This is a genomic window from Nostoc sp. (assembly GCF_036917235.1).
Taxonomy (GTDB): Bacteria; Cyanobacteriota; Cyanobacteriia; order Cyanobacteriales; family Nostocaceae; genus Nostoc.
Genome location: NZ_JBALDU010000090.1, coordinates 1 through 23,094, shown reverse-complemented (window position 1 = coordinate 23,094; position 23,094 = coordinate 1). Strand labels below are relative to the sequence as shown.

Genomic DNA, 23,094 nt, shown 5'->3' with positions numbered 1-23,094 from the left:
CGAGATTAAAATTGCTGTTTCGGATTTTAGATTTTAAATAATTCATCCAAAATCCAAAACGCTAAATTAATAATGAGTTGCCGACTTGCGATGATGCACGGCTGTGACGCCATCAGTATCTAACAATTTGCCACTCTCGACAGTCGCATAAACCAGCCAGTGGTCGCCAGATTCCATCCGGTTTTGTACGGAACATTCAAGATATGCTAGGGCATCTGTAAGTATGGGAGAACCGCTTTCAGCTTCTTTGGCGGCGACATCAGCAAATCGGTCTTGTCCTGGGCCAAAAGGTTTGAGGAAGTGCTTCATCAATCCCAGGTGATTCCCTTCTTTGAGGATGTTAAGGACAAATTTGTTTCCTGTATGCGTCAGTGTTTCTACTGCACGGTCTTTGGCGACGGCTATGGTTAAACCAGGGGGATTAAAGCTAGCTTGAGACACCCACGAGGCTAACATAGCACTGGAGCGATCGCCTTCTTTGGCTGTGAGAACGCAAAGAGAACCGACAATCCGACCAACTGCTTGTTCTACATTGGTTGCAGGTTGACTTGGCGATCGCACTTTTTTCGCTTTCTTCAGTGCTTGGGCGAAGTCTGTTCCGGCTTCTTCACACAATTGTAAGGTGGCATCGTCGGGTTTGAATTTTACGCGGATGGTATCAAAACCAAACCGATAGCCAGCATCTTTTAATTTACCCTCAATTAAATCAACCGCTTCCCCACTCCAGCCAAAGGAACCAAAAGCACCAGCGAGTTTATTGTTAGTAGCGGTGGATAATACAATTCCTAAAGCTGTTTGTACGGGTGTCGGTGCATGACCGCCGAGAGTAGGAGAACCGATGATGAAACCACCGGCTTTTTCCACAGCCGCGCGGATTTCTTCTGGTTCCGTAAATTCGCAGTTAATCGATTCTACAGCAACACCAGCTTTGGTGATCCCACGAGCGATCGCTTGGGCTAATGTGGCTGTATTCCCATAAGCTGATGCATAAATCAATGCTACTGTCAATTCAGCAGATGCTTGCTGTTGACTCCATTCCCGATAAGCTTTGGTTAGCTCGATTAAGCCATAGCGTACCAAGGGCCCGTGTCCAGTGGCATACATTCGCACAGGAAAATCAGCAAGTTTATCCAGCGCTGTTTCAACTTGACGGGCGTGGGGAGCCATGAGGCAATCAAAATAATAGCGCCGATCTTCGTTATATACTTCCCAGCCTTCATCAAATACCTGATCTCCACAAACATGGGCCCCAAATAACTTATCTGTGTACAGAATTTCTGTTTGTGGATCGTAGGTGCAAAGTTGATCTGCATAGCGGGGATTGGGGGTAGGAATAAATTGTAAATTATGCCCGTTACCCAAATCTAGAGTTTCTTCGCCCCGCATGACAAGAATTTGTAAATCAGGATTTTCCAGCGCCGCACGTAAATTTCTCGCCCCTGGATTAGAACATACAAAAGTGATTTGCGGGGCAATTTCTAACAAAGCTTTTAAAGTTGCAGCGCGGTTAGGATTTACGTGTCCTAAAATTACATAATCTAAATCTTCCAGATGGAAACGTTGCTGTAAAGCTTCTAAATAAATTTGTGTAAATGTTTCCCCTGGAGGATCGATAATGGCGGTTTTCTCGCTTTCGATTAAATAAGAGTTAGCAGTTGTACCCTTAGCAAGAGCATATTCAATTTCAAATCTCAGCCTTGACCAACTGCGCGATCGCAGTATTCTCGTATCTGTCGCAATGGGGAAAACTTGAACGTCACGGGGTTTATTTTTTGACATGGCTGAAACAATTTTAGATTTTAGATTTTGGATTGTTAATTAAAGATCCTTAAGTAGGCACGGCTATACTACACAAATGCTTTATTGAGTGGTTATGGATTTTGGATTATTAATCTAAATTCCAAAATCCAAAATCCAAAATTAATAATGATTACCAACTTTACGGTGATGCACAGCAGTCAAACTTTCTGGCTTAGAAACTCCTCCGGCGTAGACTGTGCTGTATACTGCCCAATGGTCGCCACAATCCATTCTACTGATGACTTCGCACTCCATGTAGGCGAGCGCATCGTTGAGGATAGGCGCACCATTTTCGGCTGGCTGAGTTCTCACACCTTGAAAGCGATCTGCACCAGGGGCGAATCGTTTCAAAAAGTGCTTCATTAATGGTTGGAAATTGCCTTCTTCTAAGACATTGAGAACAAAGCGATCGCCTACTTGCATGAGTGATTCAATTGCCCGATCTTTTGCGACTGCAATGGAGAATCCCAAGGGTTTGAAGCTAGCTTGAGCAACCCAGGAGGCTAGCATGGCACTGGAAACATCGCCTTTTTTGGCAGTAATAATATATAACCCACCGCTGATTCTACCTAATGCTTTATCTAAGTCAGCACCAAGAGATTTCATGGCTTTGATGTTGCGATCGCGTGTTACCCATTGAGCTAAGTCTGTACCTGCTTCTTCACACAACTTGTAGGTATTTTCTGTGGGTGTTTGTTTAATCCGAATCGCTGGAAAAACTGTTGTCAAACCCAAATTGCGGAATTTACTCACCAAAGGATCTATTGGCTCATCATCGCCACCGCCAGTTTCAAATACGCCGATAGCTTGCTTTTCTTTGGCTGATCCTAAAACTGTGCTAAGTGCAGCTTGGATGTTCGCAGCGCCAGAAGCCGGAGGTAATCCAACGACTAGTCCAGCACAACGGCTAACTACTTCCCGCAGTTCTTGTAAATCGACTTCCGATCCCAAATCGACAATTTCCACAGCGACACCGGTTTTCCCGATACCGTTGGCAATTGCTTGCGCGAGGCGATCGCTATATCCGTATTCGGAAACGTAAAATATTCCCACTACCGTTTCTGCCTTGGTTTGGCTTTGGCTCCAAGTGCGATAACGTCCAACTAGTTCTTCAACATTGTGAGATAATAATGGCCCGTGTCCTGTAGCAATCATGTCGATGGTTTTCAGTTCTGCCATCCGCTTCAGGGCAGACAAAACCGATCGGGCATTTGGCCCCATCAAGCAATCGTAGTAGTAATGAAAATCTTCTTCGATCGCTGCCAGGTTTTCATCAAAGGTGCTATCTGAGCAATAGTGCAACCCAAAGGCATCACAAGTATAGAGAGTTTTGGTTTTGTGGTCAAAGCTGAAAATGGTATCCGGCCAATGTAAATTTGGGGCAATCACAAATTCAAATTCATGACCATTGCCCAAATCTAAGCGATCGCCATTTTTCACAATCCGCCGTTTAAATGGCTGATGTACCAAATCCTCAAGAAACTGAATCGCCACTTTAGAACCGACAACGGTTATTTCTGGAGCCATCAGCAGCAAATCTTTAACTAAACCGCTATGGTCTGGCTCCGTGTGGCTGATAATTAAATAATCAATCTCTGTTGGCTTGATTAATCCGGTGAGCGTATCAAAGTATAGTTGACGAAACTTTTCATGGGAGGTATCAACTAAAGCAGTCTGCTCGCCACGGATGAGAAACGAGTTATAAGTAGTACCGTTTTGCAGACCAAACTCAATATCGAAGCGATCGCGATCCCAATCCAAAGAACGAATTGCCGTCGTCTCTTGAGCAATCTCTACAGTCTGTATGGTGAGCCGTTTTTCAGTTTTTTCGGTGAGTGCTACCATAACTCCCTCCTTGACACAATGAGTATTTCTTCCTCTTCTTTTATTGTTACACGGCTTTAATGTTAATTTTTATTAAAAAATCTATAGTTGACTTAAATAAAGTTAAAACTGTGAAACCACAGAGCCACAGAGAGGAAATTTGGCTAGCCTTGGAAATTGGTAATTCGCGGCTGCATTGGGCATTGTTTATTGGCGAGACACTTTACTCAGCTTGGGATACCGACTATTTTGCTGAGTCTGTCATACAACATCTAGCTGAATTTCAAACCCTAGATGATTTATTGCTAGCAATTTCTCCAAGCCATCAACAAAGTAATTTTCTCACAAATACTCCACCCCTTTGCGCTTTTGTCTCTCTGCCCCCGTGCCCTCTTGTCCTTGCCTCGGTAGTTCCCAGCCAAACCGCTATTTGGCAAGCTTACCCAAATGTTCGCGTTATTACCTTAGACCAAGTACCACTAAAAGGTGTTTATCCCACACTAGGAATTGACCGCGCTTTAGCTTTGTGGGGTGCGGGGAAAATGTGGGGTTTTCCAATGTTAGTAATTGATACTGGGACAGCGCTAACTTTTACGGCTGCGGATACTAATGAGTGTCTAGTTGGAGGTGCAATTTTGCCGGGATTGGGCTTACAATTTGCAACTCTTGGTCAACAAACAGGACAATTACCATTAGTGGAAATGCAAAACTTTCCGTCTCTACCACCACGTTTTGCTCTCAATACTACAGAAGCAATTCAAAGCGGGGTAATTTACACTTTAATAGCTGGAATCAAAGATTTTATTGAAGCGTGGTTGCAATTATATCCTAATGGTAAGATTGCGATTAAAGGAGGCGATCGCGCTTTATTAGTAACCTATTTACAAGCCTTATATCCTGAAATTGCAGAACGTTTAATTGTGGAACCAAATTTAATTTTTTGGGGAATGCGCGAAATACTAATGGAGAATAAGGAATAGGAATCAGATTTTTCACGGCAAAGATACAATCCAAATCCCAGATAGCATAGAATTAAAAGAGAAGTTTACCCCCTAAATAAACTATGCCCAAAACTTCACAGCTAGATGTAATTATGCAGCAATTGGATGCCCTTTCTTCAGCAGAATTGCTAGTAGTTAGGGCAAAAATCGATGCCTTGATTGAGGGACAATCGTTGCCAGTGGGTAAAGTTCTACCACCTTTATTTCGTTGGCGTAACGTTCGGAACGCTGAAAATATTGCATATCGTGGGAGTTTTAGTAGATTTACATTTATTCGTAATGATAATAACGATGTAGACATCCTTGCTGCACTTACAACCATAAACACACTCGGAACAAATGCAATAAATCTCTTGCCAACCTGGTTACGAGAATCAAGACAAAATCAACTTGCCCAATTTTCTGAATCGGAAGCAAAAGTAGATGATACTTTAAAAAAAGTAACAGGATTGGTTGACGAATGGATAGCTGATGAATCTGGATATGATGAACAAACGTACCCACAGATTGAGACAGGCTTGAATCAAAATCGGATATAAGTGTAAAAACACAGATGAGTAGAGCCGTATTGCTAGACACTCATCCTTTGAGTCAAGTAACGCATCCAAAAGTAAACCCACTAGTACAACAGTGGTTGCGATCTTAGGGAAAACCGAAACTGTTATACGTGTGCCAGAAATAGCCGATTATGAACTTCGGCGTGAACTATTGAGACAAGGAAAACAAAGAAGTATAGATCGCCTCAACAAACTTAGTCAAATTTGTCTGATACCACTGACTCCCGAACCAATGCGAAAAGCAGCCGAATTATGGGCATGGGTAAGAAACCAGGGGAAGCCTACAGCAAGCAATGAAAGTTTGGATGGTGATGTAATTCTTGCTGCTCAAGCAATTCTCCAATTGAAGAGTTTTGATCAAGTCATAGTTGTGACAACAAACTTGAAACACATATCACGGTTTGAGAGCGAAGGAATATGTGTAGTGGATTGGCAACAAACCCTGAATGAGCTAGTTTAACTCATTGAAATTATGGATTTTTAAAATACCTTGAATAAACTCCTGAATTTCGGTCGCCACAACCTCAGCACAAGATTCTGGCAAGTCATTTCCGGCATGGGCAATCATTTTTAACTCGACTTTTGGCATTAGTTGAGCATAAACACGACTTCTGGCTAAAGCATCTGGTGTATCCTGGCCACCTTGTAAAATAAAAACTGGGACATCTATCATGTAAAGCTGCTTTTGCAGTAATTCCGCCTCAATTTCTACTTGTCGCCGTTTGAAAAGTAACTGGCAACCTATGGGATAGGGCAATAGCGATTGACGCAACTGCAAGTCTTGTGCGATTTTTTCATGCCAACCCAGGATTTTAGTCAAGGGAGTTAGCGATCGCAACAATTTAACTACTAGTGGTGGATAATTCAATAATCGCCGCATCTTCTGGCAATACTCTTCTTGTCCTGCTATCTCTACGCCCTCTGGTGCTAGCAGTACCACACCATCAACTTTCTCTGGATACTTTAAAGCATAACTAGCAGCAATCCAACCCCCAAGAGAATGCCCCACTAAATATACTTTTTCTAACTTCACAGCTTGCAAAAATTCAGCTAAACACTCAACTTGTAAATCTATCGAATGGTGGATATTGGGATTTTCTGATTCACCAAATCCTAACAAATCAGGTGCAAAACAATGAAAATCTTGTGCAAGGGATTCCATCACAGATAACCATTGACTGCTCTCATTCCAAGCACCATGTAAAAAAATTATAGGAGTTTTTTCACCAACTTCACGCCAGAAAAGTAGCCCTTGAGAGAGCTTTCTCCGGGAGTTACGGAATAGTGTATCCATTTTATTTAGTAGTTAACTTTTAGCACCATAATAAATAGTCATTAGTCATTAGTCATTAGTCAAATTACAAACACAAAGATGTGGTGCGATTCGTTGAGCGTCTCCTTGGGGGAGCCTCTCGTAGAGAAGATTCCTTAAATCATAACTTTGGTGGCAAATGACCAATGACTAATGACTAATGACAAAATATTATTATGCCAGTGTTGTCAAGCCATTCAAGTAGTCTTGCAACTGCCTAGTATGGTCGTGAGACATCTTTTCTGAAGGTAGTAAACTGGGAGAGAAAGCTTGGATTTCCATGACTTCTAAAGTGTCTTGAATCTCCATTGTCCCATACACTTCGGCTTCAACCACAATACAAATTGAATGGATTCTGGGATCGCGGTCTGGTGCAGAGTAAACTCCTACCAAACGGTTAATTTTCACTAATTCTAGCCCGGTTTCCTCCATCAATTCCCGGCGAACTGTATTGGGAATATCTTCTCCCCAATCCACAATCCCTCCAGGCAATGACCAAAGACCATTGTCGCGCCGCCGGATCAGTACAATCCGACCATCGGGTAAAATTGGGATGATACTAGTGCCAGTAATGGGATGACGAAATATTATACCCAATACTGTTTGTCCAATACGCCATAAGCTACGTGTGGACTCTACAGCTGCCGGAAAAAAAGCAATAACGTTCAATCTTCAAAATTTATGTGTTGTATTCTATAGTTCCCTACCACTTAACATAGGCTCAACTAATAAGATTTTTGCTGAGTTTTGTTTTATACAAAAATGTTTGTGGCTTGAGATTTTATTCTCACGATTTACGTAGAATATTATCAATTCTAACATCAAGTTTCAAGAGAAGCACTGTGTTTGTATATACATAATATTTCTTGAATCAGGTAAATTTTCAGTTGATAGCTAGCATTAGTGCTGTTGAAACTAGCTGTTACTAATAGTTTTTTAGAACACATTAAAATAAATAATATGAATAATAAGTCGAAATCCAAAATTATGAATTCTGAATTTATAAGAGGCAATTAAGTAGGGTTTAAAACCTATAATTAATTAAAGATAGCTAAATCAAATATTTAGACTCTATGCTTAAACCCACCTATGCCTTCTGAATTATTTCTTGATAATATTGGTTTGTTTCAAGAACAACAACTAATGAGCTAATTTCCAATCTATTAAATAGATTAGAATCTCAGAAAAGATATTTTTCGTCTTGCTAGCAGGGAAAATTCATAATTTTTATTGACAAAGTTAGATATAATGCGATATACTAGTACACTGTTTAAAGCGTATTTATTGCTGCACTAGGTTAAAAGTATATCAATAACATTGGTAGCTAATATTGCCTACGTGATGCCTAGTTGCTACTTTTTTGTTGTTTATTAATAGAGGTGAACATGGCCAAGCGCCGTAACCCGAAAAAAGAAAAGGCGCTACGTAACCAGGCGTATGCCAGAAAGTTTCGTAAACGAACTACGACAGGAAGAATGCAGAGAAGGTTCCAACAAAGACCACCGAAGAGTGAAGAAGAAGAAGGCGCAGCAACAGCAGCTGACACTGACTAAGCTGTCTGCTTAAAGCCTTTTTATTTAGATTATTTATCTTTTAGGGCGTATATTTATTTGTACGCCCTTATTTATTTTTGGGGATTGGGGCATTGGGCATAGAGAAAAGATAAGGGAGACAAGGGAGAGATTTTTTCCAAAACTCCCCTTGTCTCCTTTTCCCCAGTCCCTCTATTGAGCAATTTGAGCGCGGGCGGCTATGAGTGCTTTGTTTACCTGTACAAAGCCAGTACCTCCGTGACTGTTGCGGGCTGCCACTACTTGACGAGGGGATATTGCCTCATAAATATCTGCTGCAAATGCCGGATGTAGTTGTTGCCACTCTTCCAATTTCAAATCTTTTAAGAGTTTACCTGCGGCAATACTAGTTTTTACCACCTTACCCACAAGGTTGTAAGCTTCCCGAAAAGGAACGCCCCGTGCTGCTAGATAATCTGCTACATCGGTAGCATTAGAAAAATCTTCCGCCACAGCTGATGCTAACCGTTGGGTACGAAATTCTAAGCCTTCTCTGAGCAAAATCGTCATCGCTTCTAGAGACGCTTTGACTGTATTAACGCTATCAAATAGACCTTCTTTATCTTCTTGTAAGTCTTTGTTATATGCCAGAGGTAGCCCCTTCATAATCACTAACATCGCCTGGAGATGACCAAATACACGTCCTGTTTTCCCTCGCACGAGTTCTGGGACATCGGGGTTTTTCTTTTGGGGCATGATACTGGAACCAGTAGCACAGCTATCTTTGAGCGTGACAAAGCGAAATTCTTCAGATGACCAAAGAATCACTTCTTCTGCAAGGCGGCTGAGGTGAACCATAATCAGGCTAGCAGCACACAAAAATTCGATCGCAAAATCGCGATCGCTCACTCCATCGAGGCTATTAGCATAAATATCGTCAAAATTCAATAGTTTGGCTGTGTAGTGGCGATCGATGGGGAAAGTCGTTCCCGCTAAAGCACCACATCCCAAAGGTGAGATATTCACGCGGCGAGAAACATCTCCTAAGCGTTCCCAGTCGCGTTGGGCCATTTGAAAGTATGCCAAAAGGTGATGAGCTAAACTCACGGGCTGGGCGCGTTGTAGATGAGTATAGCCAGGAATCAAGGTTTCAACGTGCTTTTCGGCTATATCTAGTAAAACACCTTGAAATTCTCGCAATTCGCTTTTGATTTGTTGGATTTGGTCGCGCAGGTAAAGTCTGGTGTCAGTGCCAACTTGGTCATTACGCGATCGCGCTGTATGCACCTTTTTACCTACATCGCCAACAATTTCTGTCAGTCGGCGTTCAACTGCAAAATGCACATCTTCAGCATCGACACCAGGCTGAAATTTACCTTGGCGATACTCTTGGCGAATTTGTTCTAAACCGGCAATCAGTTGCTCTCCTTCTTCTGGGGAGATAATGCCCGTGTGAGCAAGCATTTTGGCATGAGCTTGAGAACCAGTGAGGTCGTATTCGATTAATTCAATATCAAAACTTATACTGGCATTAAAACGAGCGATCGCTGGATGCAACGCTGATTCAAACCTCTGGCTCCAAGTTTGTTCTTTGGTCATAAATATCAAGGGATTGAGCATCAATTTTGGATTTTAGATTAATGATTAATCTAAAATCTAAAATCCAAAATCTAAAATTTCTTTAACCGTAGCTAGTTAGATTCCGAATCATATAGCCAATGATTACACCAATCAACAATGCCCACACTTGACCTGTCTGTATAAAGTGGCTCCAAGCTTTTTGCATCTGACCCATGACGTTTGGATCGGTAATTGTTTGTGCTAATGCCGTTAAATTTACAGGCAAGTGCCAAAAAAACTGAGATATGAAATCGCTGTAATGGCTCATATTTGGTGCTTAATGAAGTTAGGGGTGGCAAATTTCAGCATCAGTTTCTTATTTACCTTAATTACTGATATTTACTGAAATCTTGAATATAACTTCAATGTCTTAACTCAAGATGCAGACGATGCCAACCGCAATTTCTCGGCAGTCCGCAAAATTTGCCCCGCCAAAACTGCTGCACCAAAACCATTATCGATATTTACTACGCCTACTCCCGCAGCACAAGAGTTAAGCATTGTCAACAAAGGCGCTAAACCACCAAAACTTGCACCATAACCGATGCTGGTGGGTACGGCAATCACAGGACAACTCGCTAAACCTGCGACAACGCTGGGTAAAGCGCCTTCCATCCCCGCCACAACAATCAACACTGATGCTGATTCTATCAGGTGGCGGTTACTCAGCAAACGATGAATCCCAGCAACGCCAACATCCCAGAGGCGCTGTACCTTAAAACCAGAAAGTTCAGCAGTGACAGCAGCTTCTTCAGCAACGGGTAAATCGGCAGTACCAGCAGAAAGAATGCCAATTTCACCCACAAATTGTGGTTCGATGGTAAGGGGAGCGATCGCACAAATTCGCGCCGATTGGTAATATCGCAAATCGCTAACTTTTGATTGCAGTGCGGTATAAACTGCTGGTTCAATCCGAGTCGCCATCACCACCGGGTTGCGCAGGCGCATCACTTCCATAATTTGAGCAATTTGTTCGGGAGTCTTACCAGGACCCCAAATCACTTCTGGGAAACCAGTTCTTAGCTGGCGATGGTGGTCAATTTTGGCAAATTCACCTACAGATTCATAAGTTAAGTCTTTGAGTGAGTCTAATGCCGTATCTGGCGTAACTTTACCATTAGCAACCGCAACGAGTAGCGATCGCAAAGTTTTTTCATCGGTCATCGGTAATTAGCCCTTTGTCTTTTGCCCTTTGTGATTTATCAGTCGTCTAATAACTAATTTTCTATGCCCTTCAGGAGTGCTGAGTAACGAATTTCACTTCTTTACTTAGAACTCGGAACGGGCTAAACCTTAGCTATCCGCTAACCGAACTGTTTTGCCCAATGCCCAATACCTAATCAGTTACTTTTAGTTCATAGAGATTCCAAAATGGGCCACCAAGAGCAGTATATTTAATTCCTTGGAAGCGATCGCGCACTGCTTGCAAATTCAACGCCTCCACTAAATGAATAAACGGCAACTGTTCTGAGGCGATGCGCTGATATTCGTAATAAATCTCCTTGCGCTTGTTTTCATCCAATACCTGTGCGCCTTTAATGTAAAGGCTGTCGATTTGCTTTTCCCAGTCGGAAACTTCCCAGCCAATTATGGGTGGATCTCCCGGTTGTGGCCCTAAATTAAATGCGTGGGATGCACCAGTAATTCTCCATATATTGCTAGCGCCGTGGGGTTCAATACCGCCTTCAGTAAATCCTCCAAGGTAACAATCCCAATTATGCGTAACTTTGAGTTTTTCTAGATAGGAATTGAAGCTGAGAATTTGCAAATCTACTTGAATCCCAATATTAGCAAGATCCCGCCTGATTTGGGATGCCATATCTCCTCTAACTTTTCTTTCCGAATTCGTTAAGAGTGTAAATCTGACTCTGTTACCATCAGTATCTAAAAGCTGATTTTGGTCATTATATTTGAAACCAGCTTGTAACAGTAATTTCTTCGATTTCTCTGGTTCGTAATTATATACATTTAGCCCTTTTTCTGGAGTCAGGAAATAGGGACTTTTGACATAAACAAATGAATTTTGCAGTTCACCCAGTCCCCGATAAACATTTGTTTTCATCGTTTCGCGGTCGAGGGCGTAGGCTATAGCCTGCCTGAATTCCTTTTTATTAAACCATATAGATTTAATTGGGTCTACAAAAGGTTTACCCTGAGAATTCTTTGCTTTACTCAGATTGAAAGCAATAAAACTCGTACTTGTACCTGGCCCACCATTATAAATTTTAAACTTCGCCCGTTTTTCTTCTCGCTTGAGCAAACTGAAACCTTCAGGAGGAACTTCTAAATTATCCAACTGCCCAGAGCGAAAACTAATCAACTGGTTTTCAGTAGATTCAATAATTTGCCAAACAATACGCTCAATGTAAGGCTGAGAATTACCCTGAGCATCTTTGCGCCAGTAATATGGATTACGCCGAAATATAATTCGCTGACTGGAAACGTAACTTTCCATGATATATGGGCCGTTACCAACAATTTGTTTCGGATCAGTGCCTGTTCCCCACATTGAGAGAAACTTTGGATTTCCATCAGATCCAACTGTGCGAATTGCTTTCTGTAGAGCATGGGCTGGCATAATTGGGATACCACCTACATATCTTAAAAAAGGAGCAAAGGGTTCTAGTATACTAAATTCAACTCGGCGCTCATCGATTTTTTTGACCTTTGGCAAAGTGCCCTTATCACCAATTCTTAGGGCATCCTTGGTAGAGGTAGGAATTTTGGGGTTGAGGTAGATTTCGTTATAAGTAAAGACAACATCATCAGCAGTCATTGGCTGACCATCTGACCACTTAATTCCTTCTCGCAGAGTGATCGCAATCCGTTGACCATCTTCAGAAACTTCCCAGTCCTCTGCTAAAGCAGGCTCTAGTTTTGTAGTTAGGGGATTCTCATTAATCAATGAGTCATAGATGAAGCTAAAAACACTATATGCTGATTCATTTAAAGCATAGTTAAAAGTTGAAGGCTCACTCAAAACTGCGGTGACGAGTTGCGTTACTTGAGCAGCTGCGCTTTTAAAGTTCCCTGGGTTGCAGGCGGTAAGTGTAAGTGCTATTGCTGAAGTCAGAATTATTGGCAACCAAAAACGCCTGATTGCAAAAAAGGTGGAGGGTGATTTCATAGAATTAAATTTACTGGAATTCTATCTAATTATGGTCAATCAATTCACCCGCAGGTTTATAGGACAAAAATTCAAGTGCGTCTAATCCTATATCTGGCGTAACTTTACCATTGGCAACCGCTTCTAAGAGCGATCGCAAAGTTTTGTCATTTGTCATTGGTCATTTGTACTTTGTTACTTATCAGTTGTCAGTTGTCAGTTATCAGTTGTTAGATACCACTAATTACTGACTAATGAATATTGACTAATGACTAATCGGTTACTTTAATTTGTTCGATATTCCAGAATGCGCCACCAAGAGCAGAGAATTTAATTCCTTCAAAACGATTACGCACAGCTGACATTGAATAAGGATTAACCAAGTAAATAAAAGGTAAATTTTCCTGAGTAATCCGCTGTGTTTCGGCATAAATCGCTTTAACTTTAGCTTCGTCTAATTCTCGTGCAGCTTGAATGTAAAGATTTCCTATTTCCGCTTCCCAAGGAGCAACTTCCCAACCCTGAATTGGCTTTTGTCCTGCTTGGGGTTTTTGATTAAACATGTGCAATCCGCCTTCAGGTGCCCAGACATTAGCACCGTCATTCGGTTCTAATCCGCCGGTCAAACCCATCAAAGAAGCTTCCCAATCTAAGGAGTTAGAAGTTTTATCAGTAAAAGTATTCCATGCCAACGGAGTGAAATCAACTTGAATACCGATTTTGCTCAAGTCTTGTTTAATCTGCGATCCCATTGCCTCACGGATTTTATTTCCAGCATTGGTAAGCAAAGAGAAACGGACACGATTTCCGCGATCGTCTACTAACTGATTGTTGTTGTACTTAAATCCTGCTTTTAGCAGTAATTCCTTCGCTTTTTGCTGGTTGTAATCGTAGATTTTTAACCCCTCTTTTGGTGAAAGGTAATAGGGGCTTTGCACAGAAATCGGTGAATCTTGTGGTACGCCCAAGCCGCGAAAAGTGTTATTAATCATCGTTTGGCGGTCAATTGCATAAGCTATAGCTTGCCGAAATTGCACATTATTGAACCACCGAGATTTAACTGGATCGACCAGTGGTTTTCCGTCCCTTTTACCTTTGTTGAGATTGAACCAAACAAACGATGTACTAGATGTTGGCCCACCATTATAAATTGTGAAATTACCCTGTTTTTCTTGCAGCTTTAGCAAAGAAAAGTAATCTGGCGATACTCCCACAGTATCTAACCCACCAGAACGAAATTGCAGCAAGGAGGTATCTGTTGATTCCACAATTTGCCAAATTACCCGTTCAATATAAGGCTGGGAATTACCTTGAGCATCCTTGCGCCAGTAGTTGGGATTGCGCCGGAAGACCACACGCTGACTAGTATCGTAGCGCTCTATTTTGTAAGGGCCGTTGACAATAATTTGGTCGGGAGGAGTATCAACGCCCCATTGTGTCAGAAAAATCGGCTTCCCATCTTGGTCTTTCGTTTTTACCAATTTTTGCAACACATGAGCGGGCAAAATGGGATAACTTGTACTTAGCAAGAAAGGTCTAAAGGGTTCCGGTACGCTAAACTCAACCCGGCGATCATCCACTTTTCGCACAGTGGGCAGTTTCCGACTTTCACCAATCCTCAAGCCGTCTCTTACATCTGTAGGAATCGCTTCGTTAAAGTAAATATCGTTGTAGGTAAACACTACATCATCTACTGTTAGCGGCTGACCATCAGACCATTTCAACCCTTCACGTAGGGTAAAAACAATCTTTAATTTATCATCAGAAATTTGCCAGGATTCCGCTAAAGCTGGCTCAACTTTAGCAGTTATCGAGTTTTGGGTAACTAGCCCCTCGTAAATTAGAGAAAAAACATTAGGAGACTCTTGACTCAGAGGGTAGTTAAAGGTTTTGGGATCGCTGAGAATGGCACTGACCAATTGCGGCATTTGAGCAGCTGCACTTTTGAAGTTAGCTGGGTTGCAGGCAGTAAGTATAAATGCTGTTGCTGAAGCCAAAATTATTGGCAACCAAAAATCTTTAATTGCCAGAAAAATTTGTCTAAAAAATTTCATAATTCCAAATTTATTTCCATCCTAATCAGTCTTCAATATCTCGATCCGAGGTTAAAACAAAAGTTACTCTGAAGCAACTAGCAAGACGACAGAATAAGCACATATCCCTTCTTCCCGTCCAACGGGGCCTAATTTTTCGTTAGTGGTAGCTTTGATGCCAATTTGATTTGGTTCTAATTCTAAAACCGCCGCTAGTTTGTCACGCATATTGTGAATATGCGGTTTTAATTTTGGACGTTCTGCTACTATCACCGAGTCAATATTCCCCACCTGCCAGCCTCGATCGCGAATCAGTTGATTCACTTGAGTTAATAGTATTAAACTATCTGCTCCCGCCCATTGAGGATCGCTAGGCGGGAAATAATGACCAATATCCCCCAAAGATAATGCCCCAAGCATGGCATCCATAATCGCGTGGGTCAGTACATCAGCGTCACTGTGCCCTAATAAGCCGAGTTCATGGGGAATTTTAATTCCACCTAAAATCAAAGCGCGATCGCTCACCAGTTGATGAATATCGTAGCCGTTACCAATACGAATTTTTGTCATTAGTTATTAGTTATTAGTTATTAGTCATTTGTCATTGGTCATTTGTCATTTGTCAGGAGTTAGAAATTATTATTCTCTCCCTGCTCCCCTGCTCCTCGGTCACTGAGCGACTTGCCTTGAGCGAAGTCGAAAGGAGTCGAAGTGCTGCTCCCCTGCTCCTCCTGCTGCAATTTCTCCAAAAGATCGGGGCGGCGATCGCGGGTTTTTTTAATTTGTTGTTCGTAACGCCACCGAGCGATCGCGGCATGATTCCCACTGAGCAAGACATCAGGCACTTTCAAACCGCGAAAATTCGCAGGGCGAGTATATTGGGGATAGTCCAACAACCCTTCCTCAAAACTTTCTGCTATGAGGGACTCAGTTTTGGCCACAGTGCCTGGGAGCAGGCGCACGACGCCATTAATCAAAGCCATTGCTGGAATTTCCCCACCAGTCAGAATAAAATCGCCCAAAGATACTTCACGAGTCACCAAATGTAGCACCCTCTCATCAACTCCTTCGTAATGCCCACAAATAACTACTAACTGGTCATAATTTGTCACCAATTCTTTCAAAAGAGGTTGATTAATTGTTTGACCCTGGGGACTCATCAAAATTACTTCTCTTCGGGGTAGAATCGGCAGCGACTCTACAGCGGTAAAAATAGGTTCTGGCTTCATTAGCATCCCAACACCACCGCCGTAGGGTTCATCATCTACTTTTCGGTGCTTGTCAGTGGTAAAGTCCCGTGGATTAATCAGATGCACTTCAGCAATCTGTTTGGCTAAGGCTTTACCTAGCAGCCCAGAATTGAGAACAGAGTTAAAACAGTCAGGAAAAAGCGTAACTATATCAAAGCGCACAGTTATTCGTATTCGAGGACACTAATCTTAAATTTGAATGTCTAGCAAACACCAGCAAGCCAAGGTCGGGTTAAACTCCAGTTAAACTTTATCAATAGTATCTAAAACTACCAGACCTCCTGGATTTTAGATGGGATCAAAAGTTTTTCTAATTACTTAATTTATGTTTAAATGTTGTCACAACTACATTTAAATTAATAATCATATCAAGTTAACAACTTCCAGGATGCATCGAGCCAGCCTCAGAAAAAAGCGTAGTCTTAACTGCTCTTCCCCAACCCGAAAGGGGGAATATAGCCACTTAAAGACTATTTTGCCCTGCTACAAGTGGACAGGTGAAAAACAAGGCGCTGGCTTTGAGGAATGTGAACAAACACGTTTAGACTGAGGCAACGCGAGCTTTAAGCGAGAATTTGGAGAGTGGCTGACCCAGTTCCAAACTTCCAAAAAGTGTCCTCTCAAAAGTTGCAAAGCGCAAAAATTATCAGGCAACTGAACCTTGTTAAATTCACCTGAAGTTGTTGACAGGAGAACCAAAATGCCGCAATTACAAGCTAAATCGCTAGAAATGAGGACACCCCAAGCAACTAAAACCGCCGTTCTAGTTATCGGAGGTGCAGAAGATAAAGTTCATGGACGCGAAATCCTACGAACTTTTTTTGGACGCGCCGGTGCTAGTAAGGCTTATATTACAATTATTCCATCTGCCTCTCGCGAACCCGCCATCATTGGTGGTCGGTATATTCGCATTTTTGAAGAAATGGGTGCCCAGAAGGTAGAGATTTTAGACATCCGCGAACGAGAACAGTGTGAAGCCTCCCAGATCAAAGCATCCTTAGAAGCCTGTAGCGGGGTATTTTTGACAGGAGGAGACCAGCTGCGTCTTTGTGGCGTATTGGCAGATACGCCAGCAATGGAAATTATTCGCCAGCGGGTGAGGGCGGGGCAACTTACGTTAGCAGGCACCAGTGCAGGAGCGGCGGTGATGGGGCATCACATGATTGCTGGCGGCGGTAGTGGAGAGACGCCCAATCGTTCCCTAGTGGATATGGCAACGGGTTTGGGATTTATTCCTGAAGTCATCGTTGACCAACACTTTCACAACCGTAATCGGATGGGGCGACTGATTAGTGCGATCGCAGCTCATCCCGATCGCTTAGGTATTGGCATTGACGAAGATACTTGTGCTGTGTTTGAACGTGATGGTTGGTTACAAGTCATGGGCAAAGGCAGTGTCACTATTGTCGATCCCACAGAGCTAACCCACACCAACGAACCCCACGTCGGCGCTAATGAACCCTTAACCGTACATAATTTACGTCTCCATATCCTCAGCTACGGCGATCGCTTCCACTTGTACCAGCGGACTGTATTGCCTGCTGTACACCGAATCTCCAGCTGACGGGATAGAGTATCTGAGGTTACACTGAGTTGACCGCACATTTATTATTTCTTACCGTAGAAAAATGATAAGAATACCATGTAAAAAGAAAAAACTGTTTCTAATGAACAGTTTAGCGGTCAATTCCAGTAAGAAACTAGAATTTTGGTTCCGAATCTCCATCTACCTATTCCCATGAGAATCCTCAAGATCCAGACCTTACGCGGCCCAAACTATTGGAGCATTCGACGCCACAAGCTGATCGTCATGCGCCTCGATTTAGAAACCCTTGGCGAGACGCCCTCGAATGAAATCCCTGGCTTTTATGAAGGATTAGTTGAGGCGCTGCCAAGTCTGGAGGGCCACTATTGTTCGCCTGGCTGTCGTGGTGGTTTTCTAATGCGAGTCAAAGAAGGCACTATGATTGGCCACATAGTGGAACACGTAGCCTTAGAACTCCAAGAATTAGCTGGTATGCATGTCGGCTTTGGTCGCACCCGCGAAACTGCCACACCCGGAATTTACCAAGTAGTAATCGAGTACCTGAATGAGGAAGCGGGACGCTACGCTGGACGAGCCGCAGTACGGCTGTGCCAGAGTATCGTCGATCGAGGCCGTTATCCCAAAGCAGAACTAGAGCAAGATATCCAAGACCTGAAAGACTTCACCCGTGATGCTTCTTTAGGCCCTTCCACCGAAGCGATCGTTAAAGAAGCAGAAAAAAGAGGTATTCCCTGGATGTCGCTGGAAGCCCGCTTTTTGATTCAGCTAGGCTACGGCGTCAACCAGAAGCGGATGCAGGCGACAATGACGGACAACACCAGTATTCTGGGCGTAGAACTAGCTTGCGATAAAGAAGCCACTAAACGTATCCTCGCTGCGGCTGGTGCGCCAGTACCCAGAGGTACAGTAATCAACTTTTTAGACGATTTAGAACAAGCAATTGAATTCGTTGGCGGCTATCCCATCGTCATCAAGCCCCTAGATGGCAATCATGGACGTGGGATCACCATTGATATTAGAACTTGGGAAGAAGCTGAAGCTGGATATGAAGCTGCCAGACAAGTTTCTCGGTCAATTATTGTCGAAAGATATTACGTTGGGCGTGACCACAGGGTACTAGTGGTAAATGGAAAAGTAGTAGCAGTAGCCGAACGTGTCCCGGCTCATGTCATTGGCAACGGCAGATCCACCATTGCCGAACTGATTGAGGAAACAAACCTTGACCCAAATCGCGGTGAAGGACATGATAACGTCCTGACCAAAATTGAACTAGACCGCACCAGCTACCAGTTGCTAGAAAGGCAAGGTTACACCCTAAATAGCGTGCCACCCAAGGGTACTCTTTGTTATCTCAGGGCAACAGCCAACTTGAGTACAGGTGGTAGTGCCGTTGACCGTACCGATGAAATTCACCCAGAAAATCTTTGGTTGGCACAACGAGTTGTCAAGATTATCGGTTTGGATATCGCCGGACTCGATATTGTCACCACGGATATTAGCCGTCCTCTGCGGGAAGTTGATGGCGTGATTGTCGAAGTTAACGCCGCCCCCGGCTTCCGAATGCACGTTGCCCCAAGCGTGGGCATCCCTCGCAACGTCGCTGGCGCAGTGATGGATATGCTGTTTCCTAACGAGCAATCTAGCCAAATTCCCATCCTCAGCATTACGGGTACTAATGGCAAAACTACCACGACTCGACTACTAGCACATATTTATAAACAGACCGGAAAAGTAGTAGGTTATACTACAACTGATGGGACATATATCGGTGATTACTTAGTAGAAGCTGGTGATAATACAGGCCCCCAAAGTGCCCACGTCATCCTCCAAGATCCCACAGTAGAGGTAGCAGTGCTGGAAACAGCTCGCGGTGGCATTCTCCGCTCTGGATTGGGCTTTGAAGCCGCAAATGTAGGGGTGGTATTGAATGTAGCATCCGACCACTTAGGGATCGGCGATATAGATACCATTGAGCAGTTAGCTAACCTTAAAAGCGTAGTAGCGGAAGCTGTATTCCCTGATGGCTATGCGGTACTTAATGCCGACGATCGCCGCGTCGCTGCGATGTCAGAAAAAACTAAGGCTAATATTGCTTACTTCACCATGAACCCCGACTCGGAATTAGTGCGGAAGCACATCCAAAAGGGTGGAGTAGCGGCAGTATATGAAAATGGCTATTTGTCAATTGTTAAAGGTGATTGGACACACCGCATAGAAAGAGCCGAAAATATACCTTTAACAATGGGCGGACGTGCGCCGTTTATGATTGCCAACGCTTTAGCTGCAAGTTTGGCAGCATTCGTGCAAAACGTCACAATTGAGCAGATTCGTGCTGGTTTGAAGACCTTCCGGGCTTCAGTTAGTCAAACCCCGGGACGAATGAATTTATTTAATTTAGGCAACTACCACGCTTTAGTAGATTATGCCCACAACGCAGCCAGTTACGAAGCTGTAGGTTCCTTTGTACGGAACTGGACTACAGGACAACGGATTGGCGTAATTGGTGGTCCTGGCGATCGCCGTGACGAAGATTTTGTTACTTTGGGCAAATTAGCAGCGCAAATTTTTGATTACATCATCATCAAAGAAGACGATGATACACGGGGACGACCACGGGGATCGGCTGCCCAGTTGATTATTCAAGGCATCACGGAAGTGAAACCTGATAGCCGTTATGAATCGATTCTGGATGAAACTCAAGCGATTAATAAAGGCTTAGACATGGCTCCTGATAACAGTCTGGTAGTAATTTTGCCAGAAAGCGTTACTCGCGCAATTAAGTTAATTAAGCTGCGTGGTTTAGCGAAAGAAGAGACACACCAACCAAATCCCGGCACAACTGTCATCGATTCCCAAAATGGGATCGCACCTTCTTCTGTGGTTAATACCTTGCTGTAGTCAGCAGGAGTCAGTGCGCTGACTTCTACTGACTACTTTTATTACTGTTTTTCTTCTTCCTGATTGGTTTCCTCGCTGGGAGTTTTCATCTCTTCCTTAAAACCTCGTAAGGTTTTGCCCAGTGCAGTCCCCAGTTCAGGAATTTTTTTTGGGCCGAAAATTAGAATAGCGACTATGCTAATTACAGCTATTTCTGGCCATCCCAGTCCAAACATATAAATTTCCTCTAAGGCATCTGTAATTAAATATAGACATTGATGGCTCAAATACGATGAGTTCCCCAATGATCAGCGCTCGACCCTCTTGCAGAAATCTACCGTGTATACACAAGTCGAGTTGGGAATCAAATTTTAGGCTATTTTTTCATAAGAGTATAAATCTTTGATGTAAGCGTGAAAATACTTCCCGTGTGAGGAAGCAGCCATTAGTCCCCTATAAAGAGTTTCTGGAACTATAAGATATTGGTATATGCCTCCACTATGAAACTTAATTTCAAGCGTGCAAGTTGTGGCATCGTAACCAACACTTTGCAGATCGCTTGAGCTAACTTGTGTTCGTAGCATTCTTTATTCCTATACAAAAATAAATGTCAGGTGAAAATTACTCACCTGACAGTCTATCTTGAACTAATCTACTAGTCTTTAACCTTTAGGTGGGTGCGGGTCATTGCCGTAGCTGTTCCGCTCTCGAATTTGCCCTTCTCGGTTATGTATCAATAATTCAGACTGCTGATTAATAGCAATCTCACGCCCTTTCTCAATTGCTTCTTGCTGGGTTGGGAATATTTTAGTAGCCTTACTAGCACCCTCAGACTTAACTGCCCAACCTTCAGAGTGAGGGACAATATGTTGGTCTTTACCTTTAGACATTAGTGATATTATTTATACTTAACTACTTTTATACCTTAGCACAATATTTACTAATGTAAGTATCTTGCAGTAGAAGCAATATTAAATAATTATTAAATAATTTTGGTTATTCTTTCAAAATAAGTTTTTAAAATTGTTCTCCATCAGCAGTCATTTTAATCTAAGTTTTAGATTTCAATATTAATACCTTTTTTTGAGGAGTTATAACTGTCTCTACATGACGGAAAATTTAATGGTAAAAATACTAAGTGCCACATTATTGTGTCATTAAGCTTATAATTAGATAATGCTTGAAATTGAAGCGAGATCCACGGCTAAATATTAATTTAGACGTATAGAAATATCGATATTATCAAATAAATATCTCAAGTGTTATCATCTATTTCATCTTCGATAGCTTCAGCCATCAAATCTTCTTCCTGTTCAATTTCATTTAACTCTTCGTCAGACACGTCGAGTTCTTTCTTCGCAAAGACTCGCCTAGCCTTTCTGCCGAAAATTTCAACAATATTCGTCTTATCCCTTTTAATTGCTTCAATATCATCTTTTTGTAACAAAATCATATAATAGCGGGATACTTCCATCATTCTGTAAGCATATTGATAAGCATCCCTTGTAAACTCACCAGTTGTTACAACCATTACCACGTCTGCCCCCGTAACAAATGTCAGCCCGATTTCTTTGGCTAAGACATCAATATCAACCTTATTTGTATTTTTGCATTGAATCTGCCACCGACTATAAACAAATCTGTCTGAAGCTGCCAGAACATCTACTTCCCCTTTGCCATTTTCTCTACTGCGCCATTTTGTAAAACGCAGACTAGTTAGGCGTATCATCCAGACTGCCAGAAGCTCTAACGCTTTGCCTTTAATATGTTTATCTGGATGATTTAATTCATTTACAACATCATCAAAGGTACGGTTGAGTTCAATTTCCGAAAGCCTTGTTTCATTAGCGATTGATTTTAGAAAGGGTGCTAATAGTTCAGACTGGGCAATGCTTGTTAATCTGACTTTATTCGGTTTAGCTCCTCTACCACCTGTGGTTTTTTCTGTTTCTATCAAACCGAGATTTGCAAGAGGTTCAATAACATCCTTGACTAAATTTTTAGTTGTTAGTCTTAATTTATAAATACTTCTGGTATGTTGGGCAACTTTATTAGCTGGTATAAGTTCTTTCACATCAAGATTCAGCAGACTAAGCAGAAAATGTTTTTGTCCGGGAGTCAGGGTATAAAGCTCGTCAATAAAATCTTTATTGATGCCTAAAATTTCTGAAACAATATCCCAGTTTATTTCGTATTCCCGTTCAAAAACACCTGCTTGGAACAACCAACTTCTCATGGTACTTGTGTAAATGGCGTTGGGCGATATGGCATATCCCCTTTCTTGTAATTCATAAGCTATCGACTCCAACTGTGGTTCTTCTCCTCTAGAATTAATTGCGTCGATAGCTTTTAATAAAGCCATGCCTGACAGATTATTTAATATGTGAGCCGCAAACCGTCGATTTACAAAAGAAGTATTGTTGGACTTCGATAAAATTTCCTCAACAAGAGGAGTGATTTTATATTGGCGTGGCTGTTCCAAGTCTCCAATAAGCTGATAGGCTCTGAGTGATAAGAAACAATTCATTGCCAATTTGCTGATATTTTCTGAAGCTAGCTATCGGGCGTGTCATCAATTAGGTAAAGTGGAATAAGAACAGGTGAAGAAAGATAAATAACAGGAAAAAGATGACGCGCCGATATGCACTACGAGATGA

General features: G+C 42.4%; 21 protein-coding genes and 1 pseudogene. 6 read left to right on the top strand and 16 right to left on the bottom strand.

Translation table 11 applies throughout. From position 1 onward, the window contains the following. Nucleotides 1-66: 66 nt before the first annotated feature. Nucleotides 67-1,779, bottom strand: a complete 1,713-nt coding sequence (locus V7K44_RS24850; RefSeq protein ID WP_334935376.1) for a diflavin flavoprotein — start codon at nt 1,777-1,779, stop codon at nt 67-69. Between the two features lie 141 nt (nt 1,780-1,920). Further along, entirely contained in the window at nt 1,921-3,645 is a 1,725-nt protein-coding gene (locus V7K44_RS24845; RefSeq protein WP_334935374.1) for a diflavin flavoprotein, read from the bottom strand. 110 nt (nt 3,646-3,755) lie between these two features. Between V7K44_RS24845 and V7K44_RS24840 the strand changes: the two genes are divergently transcribed. The 3 genes and pseudogenes from V7K44_RS24840 (at nt 3,756) to V7K44_RS24830 (ending at nt 5,642) form a co-directional block, all read left to right on the top strand. Beyond that, entirely contained in the window at nt 3,756-4,604 is an 849-nt protein-coding gene (locus tag V7K44_RS24840) for a pantothenate kinase (RefSeq protein WP_334935372.1), read from the top strand. A gap of 83 nt (nt 4,605-4,687) precedes the next feature. Next, entirely contained in the window at nt 4,688-5,164 is a 477-nt protein-coding gene (locus tag V7K44_RS24835; protein WP_334935370.1) for a hypothetical protein, read from the top strand. Nucleotides 5,165-5,178: 14 nt separating this feature from the next. Beyond that, nucleotides 5,179-5,642: pseudogene (locus V7K44_RS24830) on the top strand (type II toxin-antitoxin system VapC family toxin). Here the strand turns inward: V7K44_RS24830 and V7K44_RS24825 are convergent. Together V7K44_RS24825 and V7K44_RS24820 are read right to left on the bottom strand one after the other, a co-directional pair. After that, on the bottom strand, nt 5,634-6,476 hold the full coding sequence (locus tag V7K44_RS24825) for an alpha/beta fold hydrolase (protein ID WP_334935369.1): 843 nt from the start codon (nt 6,474-6,476) through the stop codon (nt 5,634-5,636). The pseudogene V7K44_RS24830 and the gene V7K44_RS24825 sit on opposite strands and share 9 nt — an antisense overlap. Nucleotides 6,477-6,668: 192 nt before the next feature. After that, complete coding sequence (locus V7K44_RS24820; protein ID WP_094348491.1) at nt 6,669-7,163, bottom strand: NUDIX hydrolase; 495 nt, start codon at nt 7,161-7,163, stop codon at nt 6,669-6,671. A gap of 716 nt (nt 7,164-7,879) precedes the next feature. Here V7K44_RS24820 and V7K44_RS24815 point away from each other — a divergent pair. Continuing rightward, on the top strand, nt 7,880-8,047 hold the full coding sequence (locus tag V7K44_RS24815; RefSeq protein ID WP_012412073.1) for a hypothetical protein: 168 nt from the start codon (nt 7,880-7,882) through the stop codon (nt 8,045-8,047). 171 nt (nt 8,048-8,218) lie between these two features. On the opposite strand, the gene argH is transcribed toward V7K44_RS24815, so the two are convergent. The 8 genes from argH to trmD form a co-directional block, all read right to left on the bottom strand. After that, nucleotides 8,219-9,604 (bottom strand): argininosuccinate lyase, encoded by a 1,386-nt coding sequence (argH, locus tag V7K44_RS24810; RefSeq protein WP_334935368.1) that lies wholly within the window; start codon nt 9,602-9,604, stop codon nt 8,219-8,221. A gap of 82 nt (nt 9,605-9,686) precedes the next feature. Then, nucleotides 9,687-9,893, bottom strand: coding sequence for a hypothetical protein (locus V7K44_RS24805; protein ID WP_334935366.1), 207 nt, complete (start codon nt 9,891-9,893; stop codon nt 9,687-9,689). Nucleotides 9,894-10,000: 107 nt separating this feature from the next. Beyond that, a complete protein-coding gene (larB, locus tag V7K44_RS24800) occupies nt 10,001-10,789 on the bottom strand; it encodes a nickel pincer cofactor biosynthesis protein LarB (RefSeq protein ID WP_334935364.1) in 789 nt (262 codons plus the stop codon). Nucleotides 10,790-10,961: 172 nt separating this feature from the next. Further along, the gene (locus V7K44_RS24795; RefSeq protein ID WP_334935362.1) at nt 10,962-12,752 is read right to left on the bottom strand and encodes an ABC transporter substrate-binding protein; all 1,791 of its coding nucleotides are present in this window, start codon (nt 12,750-12,752) and stop codon (nt 10,962-10,964) included. 25 nt (nt 12,753-12,777) lie between these two features. Next, complete coding sequence (locus V7K44_RS24790) at nt 12,778-12,909, bottom strand: hypothetical protein (protein ID WP_442940714.1); 132 nt, start codon at nt 12,907-12,909, stop codon at nt 12,778-12,780. Between the two features lie 94 nt (nt 12,910-13,003). Continuing rightward, nucleotides 13,004-14,785: an ABC transporter substrate-binding protein gene (locus V7K44_RS24785; RefSeq protein WP_334935360.1), complete on the bottom strand. Its 1,782-nt coding sequence runs from the start codon at nt 14,783-14,785 to the stop codon at nt 13,004-13,006. 63 nt (nt 14,786-14,848) lie between these two features. Beyond that, nucleotides 14,849-15,334: a 2-C-methyl-D-erythritol 2,4-cyclodiphosphate synthase gene (gene ispF / locus V7K44_RS24780; protein WP_334935358.1), complete on the bottom strand. Its 486-nt coding sequence runs from the start codon at nt 15,332-15,334 to the stop codon at nt 14,849-14,851. A 59-nt stretch (nt 15,335-15,393) separates the two neighbouring features. Continuing rightward, nucleotides 15,394-16,176, bottom strand: a complete 783-nt coding sequence (trmD, locus tag V7K44_RS24775) for a tRNA (guanosine(37)-N1)-methyltransferase TrmD (RefSeq protein WP_334935356.1) — start codon at nt 16,174-16,176, stop codon at nt 15,394-15,396. Nucleotides 16,177-16,714: 538 nt separating this feature from the next. On the opposite strand from trmD, the gene V7K44_RS24770 reads away from it, so the two are divergent. Together V7K44_RS24770 and cphA are read left to right on the top strand one after the other, a co-directional pair. Further along, complete coding sequence (locus V7K44_RS24770; protein ID WP_094348499.1) at nt 16,715-17,578, top strand: cyanophycinase; 864 nt, start codon at nt 16,715-16,717, stop codon at nt 17,576-17,578. A 174-nt stretch (nt 17,579-17,752) separates the two neighbouring features. Continuing rightward, nucleotides 17,753-20,458: a cyanophycin synthetase gene (cphA, locus tag V7K44_RS24765; protein WP_334935354.1), complete on the top strand. Its 2,706-nt coding sequence runs from the start codon at nt 17,753-17,755 to the stop codon at nt 20,456-20,458. Nucleotides 20,459-20,499: 41 nt separating this feature from the next. Here cphA and tatA read toward each other — a convergent pair whose 3' ends face one another. From tatA to V7K44_RS24745, 4 genes are all read right to left on the bottom strand, one after another. Then, nucleotides 20,500-20,673 (bottom strand): twin-arginine translocase TatA/TatE family subunit, encoded by a 174-nt coding sequence (tatA, locus tag V7K44_RS24760; RefSeq protein WP_094348761.1) that lies wholly within the window; start codon nt 20,671-20,673, stop codon nt 20,500-20,502. 135 nt (nt 20,674-20,808) lie between these two features. After that, nucleotides 20,809-21,021, bottom strand: coding sequence for a KTSC domain-containing protein (locus V7K44_RS24755; protein WP_334935352.1), 213 nt, complete (start codon nt 21,019-21,021; stop codon nt 20,809-20,811). A 78-nt stretch (nt 21,022-21,099) separates the two neighbouring features. After that, complete coding sequence (locus V7K44_RS24750; protein WP_334935350.1) at nt 21,100-21,327, bottom strand: DUF2188 domain-containing protein; 228 nt, start codon at nt 21,325-21,327, stop codon at nt 21,100-21,102. 365 nt (nt 21,328-21,692) lie between these two features. After that, nucleotides 21,693-22,964 carry a restriction endonuclease gene (locus V7K44_RS24745; RefSeq protein ID WP_334935348.1) on the bottom strand — a complete coding sequence of 424 codons (1,272 nt, stop codon included), beginning with the start codon at nt 22,962-22,964 and terminating at the stop codon, nt 21,693-21,695. Nucleotides 22,965-23,094: the final 130 nt, after the last annotated feature.

Excerpts from the sequence above, each read along its gene's own strand:
- V7K44_RS24825 (WP_334935369.1), bottom strand. The coding sequence starts at position 6,476 with ATGGATACACTATTCCGTAACTCCCGGAGAAAGCTCTCTCAAGGGCTA.
- V7K44_RS24835 (WP_334935370.1), top strand. The coding sequence starts at position 4,688 with ATGCCCAAAACTTCACAGCTAGATGTAATTATGCAGCAATTGGATGCC.
- V7K44_RS24805 (WP_334935366.1), bottom strand. The coding sequence starts at position 9,893 with ATGAGCCATTACAGCGATTTCATATCTCAGTTTTTTTGGCACTTGCCT.
- V7K44_RS24850 (WP_334935376.1), bottom strand. The coding sequence starts at position 1,779 with ATGTCAAAAAATAAACCCCGTGACGTTCAAGTTTTCCCCATTGCGACA.
- V7K44_RS24745 (WP_334935348.1), bottom strand. The coding sequence starts at position 22,964 with ATGAATTGTTTCTTATCACTCAGAGCCTATCAGCTTATTGGAGACTTG.
- V7K44_RS24845 (WP_334935374.1), bottom strand. The coding sequence starts at position 3,645 with ATGGTAGCACTCACCGAAAAAACTGAAAAACGGCTCACCATACAGACT.
- V7K44_RS24790 (WP_442940714.1), bottom strand. The coding sequence starts at position 12,909 with ATGACAAATGACAAAACTTTGCGATCGCTCTTAGAAGCGGTTGCCAAT.
- tatA (WP_094348761.1), bottom strand. The coding sequence starts at position 20,673 with ATGTTTGGACTGGGATGGCCAGAAATAGCTGTAATTAGCATAGTCGCT.
- V7K44_RS24795 (WP_334935362.1), bottom strand. The coding sequence starts at position 12,752 with ATGAAATCACCCTCCACCTTTTTTGCAATCAGGCGTTTTTGGTTGCCA.
- cphA (WP_334935354.1), top strand. The coding sequence starts at position 17,753 with ATGAGAATCCTCAAGATCCAGACCTTACGCGGCCCAAACTATTGGAGC.
- V7K44_RS24750 (WP_334935350.1), bottom strand. The coding sequence starts at position 21,327 with ATGTCTAAAGGTAAAGACCAACATATTGTCCCTCACTCTGAAGGTTGG.
- ispF (WP_334935358.1), bottom strand. The coding sequence starts at position 15,334 with ATGACAAAAATTCGTATTGGTAACGGCTACGATATTCATCAACTGGTG.
- V7K44_RS24770 (WP_094348499.1), top strand. The coding sequence starts at position 16,715 with ATGCCGCAATTACAAGCTAAATCGCTAGAAATGAGGACACCCCAAGCA.
- V7K44_RS24785 (WP_334935360.1), bottom strand. The coding sequence starts at position 14,785 with ATGAAATTTTTTAGACAAATTTTTCTGGCAATTAAAGATTTTTGGTTG.
- V7K44_RS24755 (WP_334935352.1), bottom strand. The coding sequence starts at position 21,021 with ATGCTACGAACACAAGTTAGCTCAAGCGATCTGCAAAGTGTTGGTTAC.
- argH (WP_334935368.1), bottom strand. The coding sequence starts at position 9,604 with ATGACCAAAGAACAAACTTGGAGCCAGAGGTTTGAATCAGCGTTGCAT.
- larB (WP_334935364.1), bottom strand. The coding sequence starts at position 10,789 with ATGACCGATGAAAAAACTTTGCGATCGCTACTCGTTGCGGTTGCTAAT.
- V7K44_RS24815 (WP_012412073.1), top strand. The coding sequence starts at position 7,880 with ATGGCCAAGCGCCGTAACCCGAAAAAAGAAAAGGCGCTACGTAACCAG.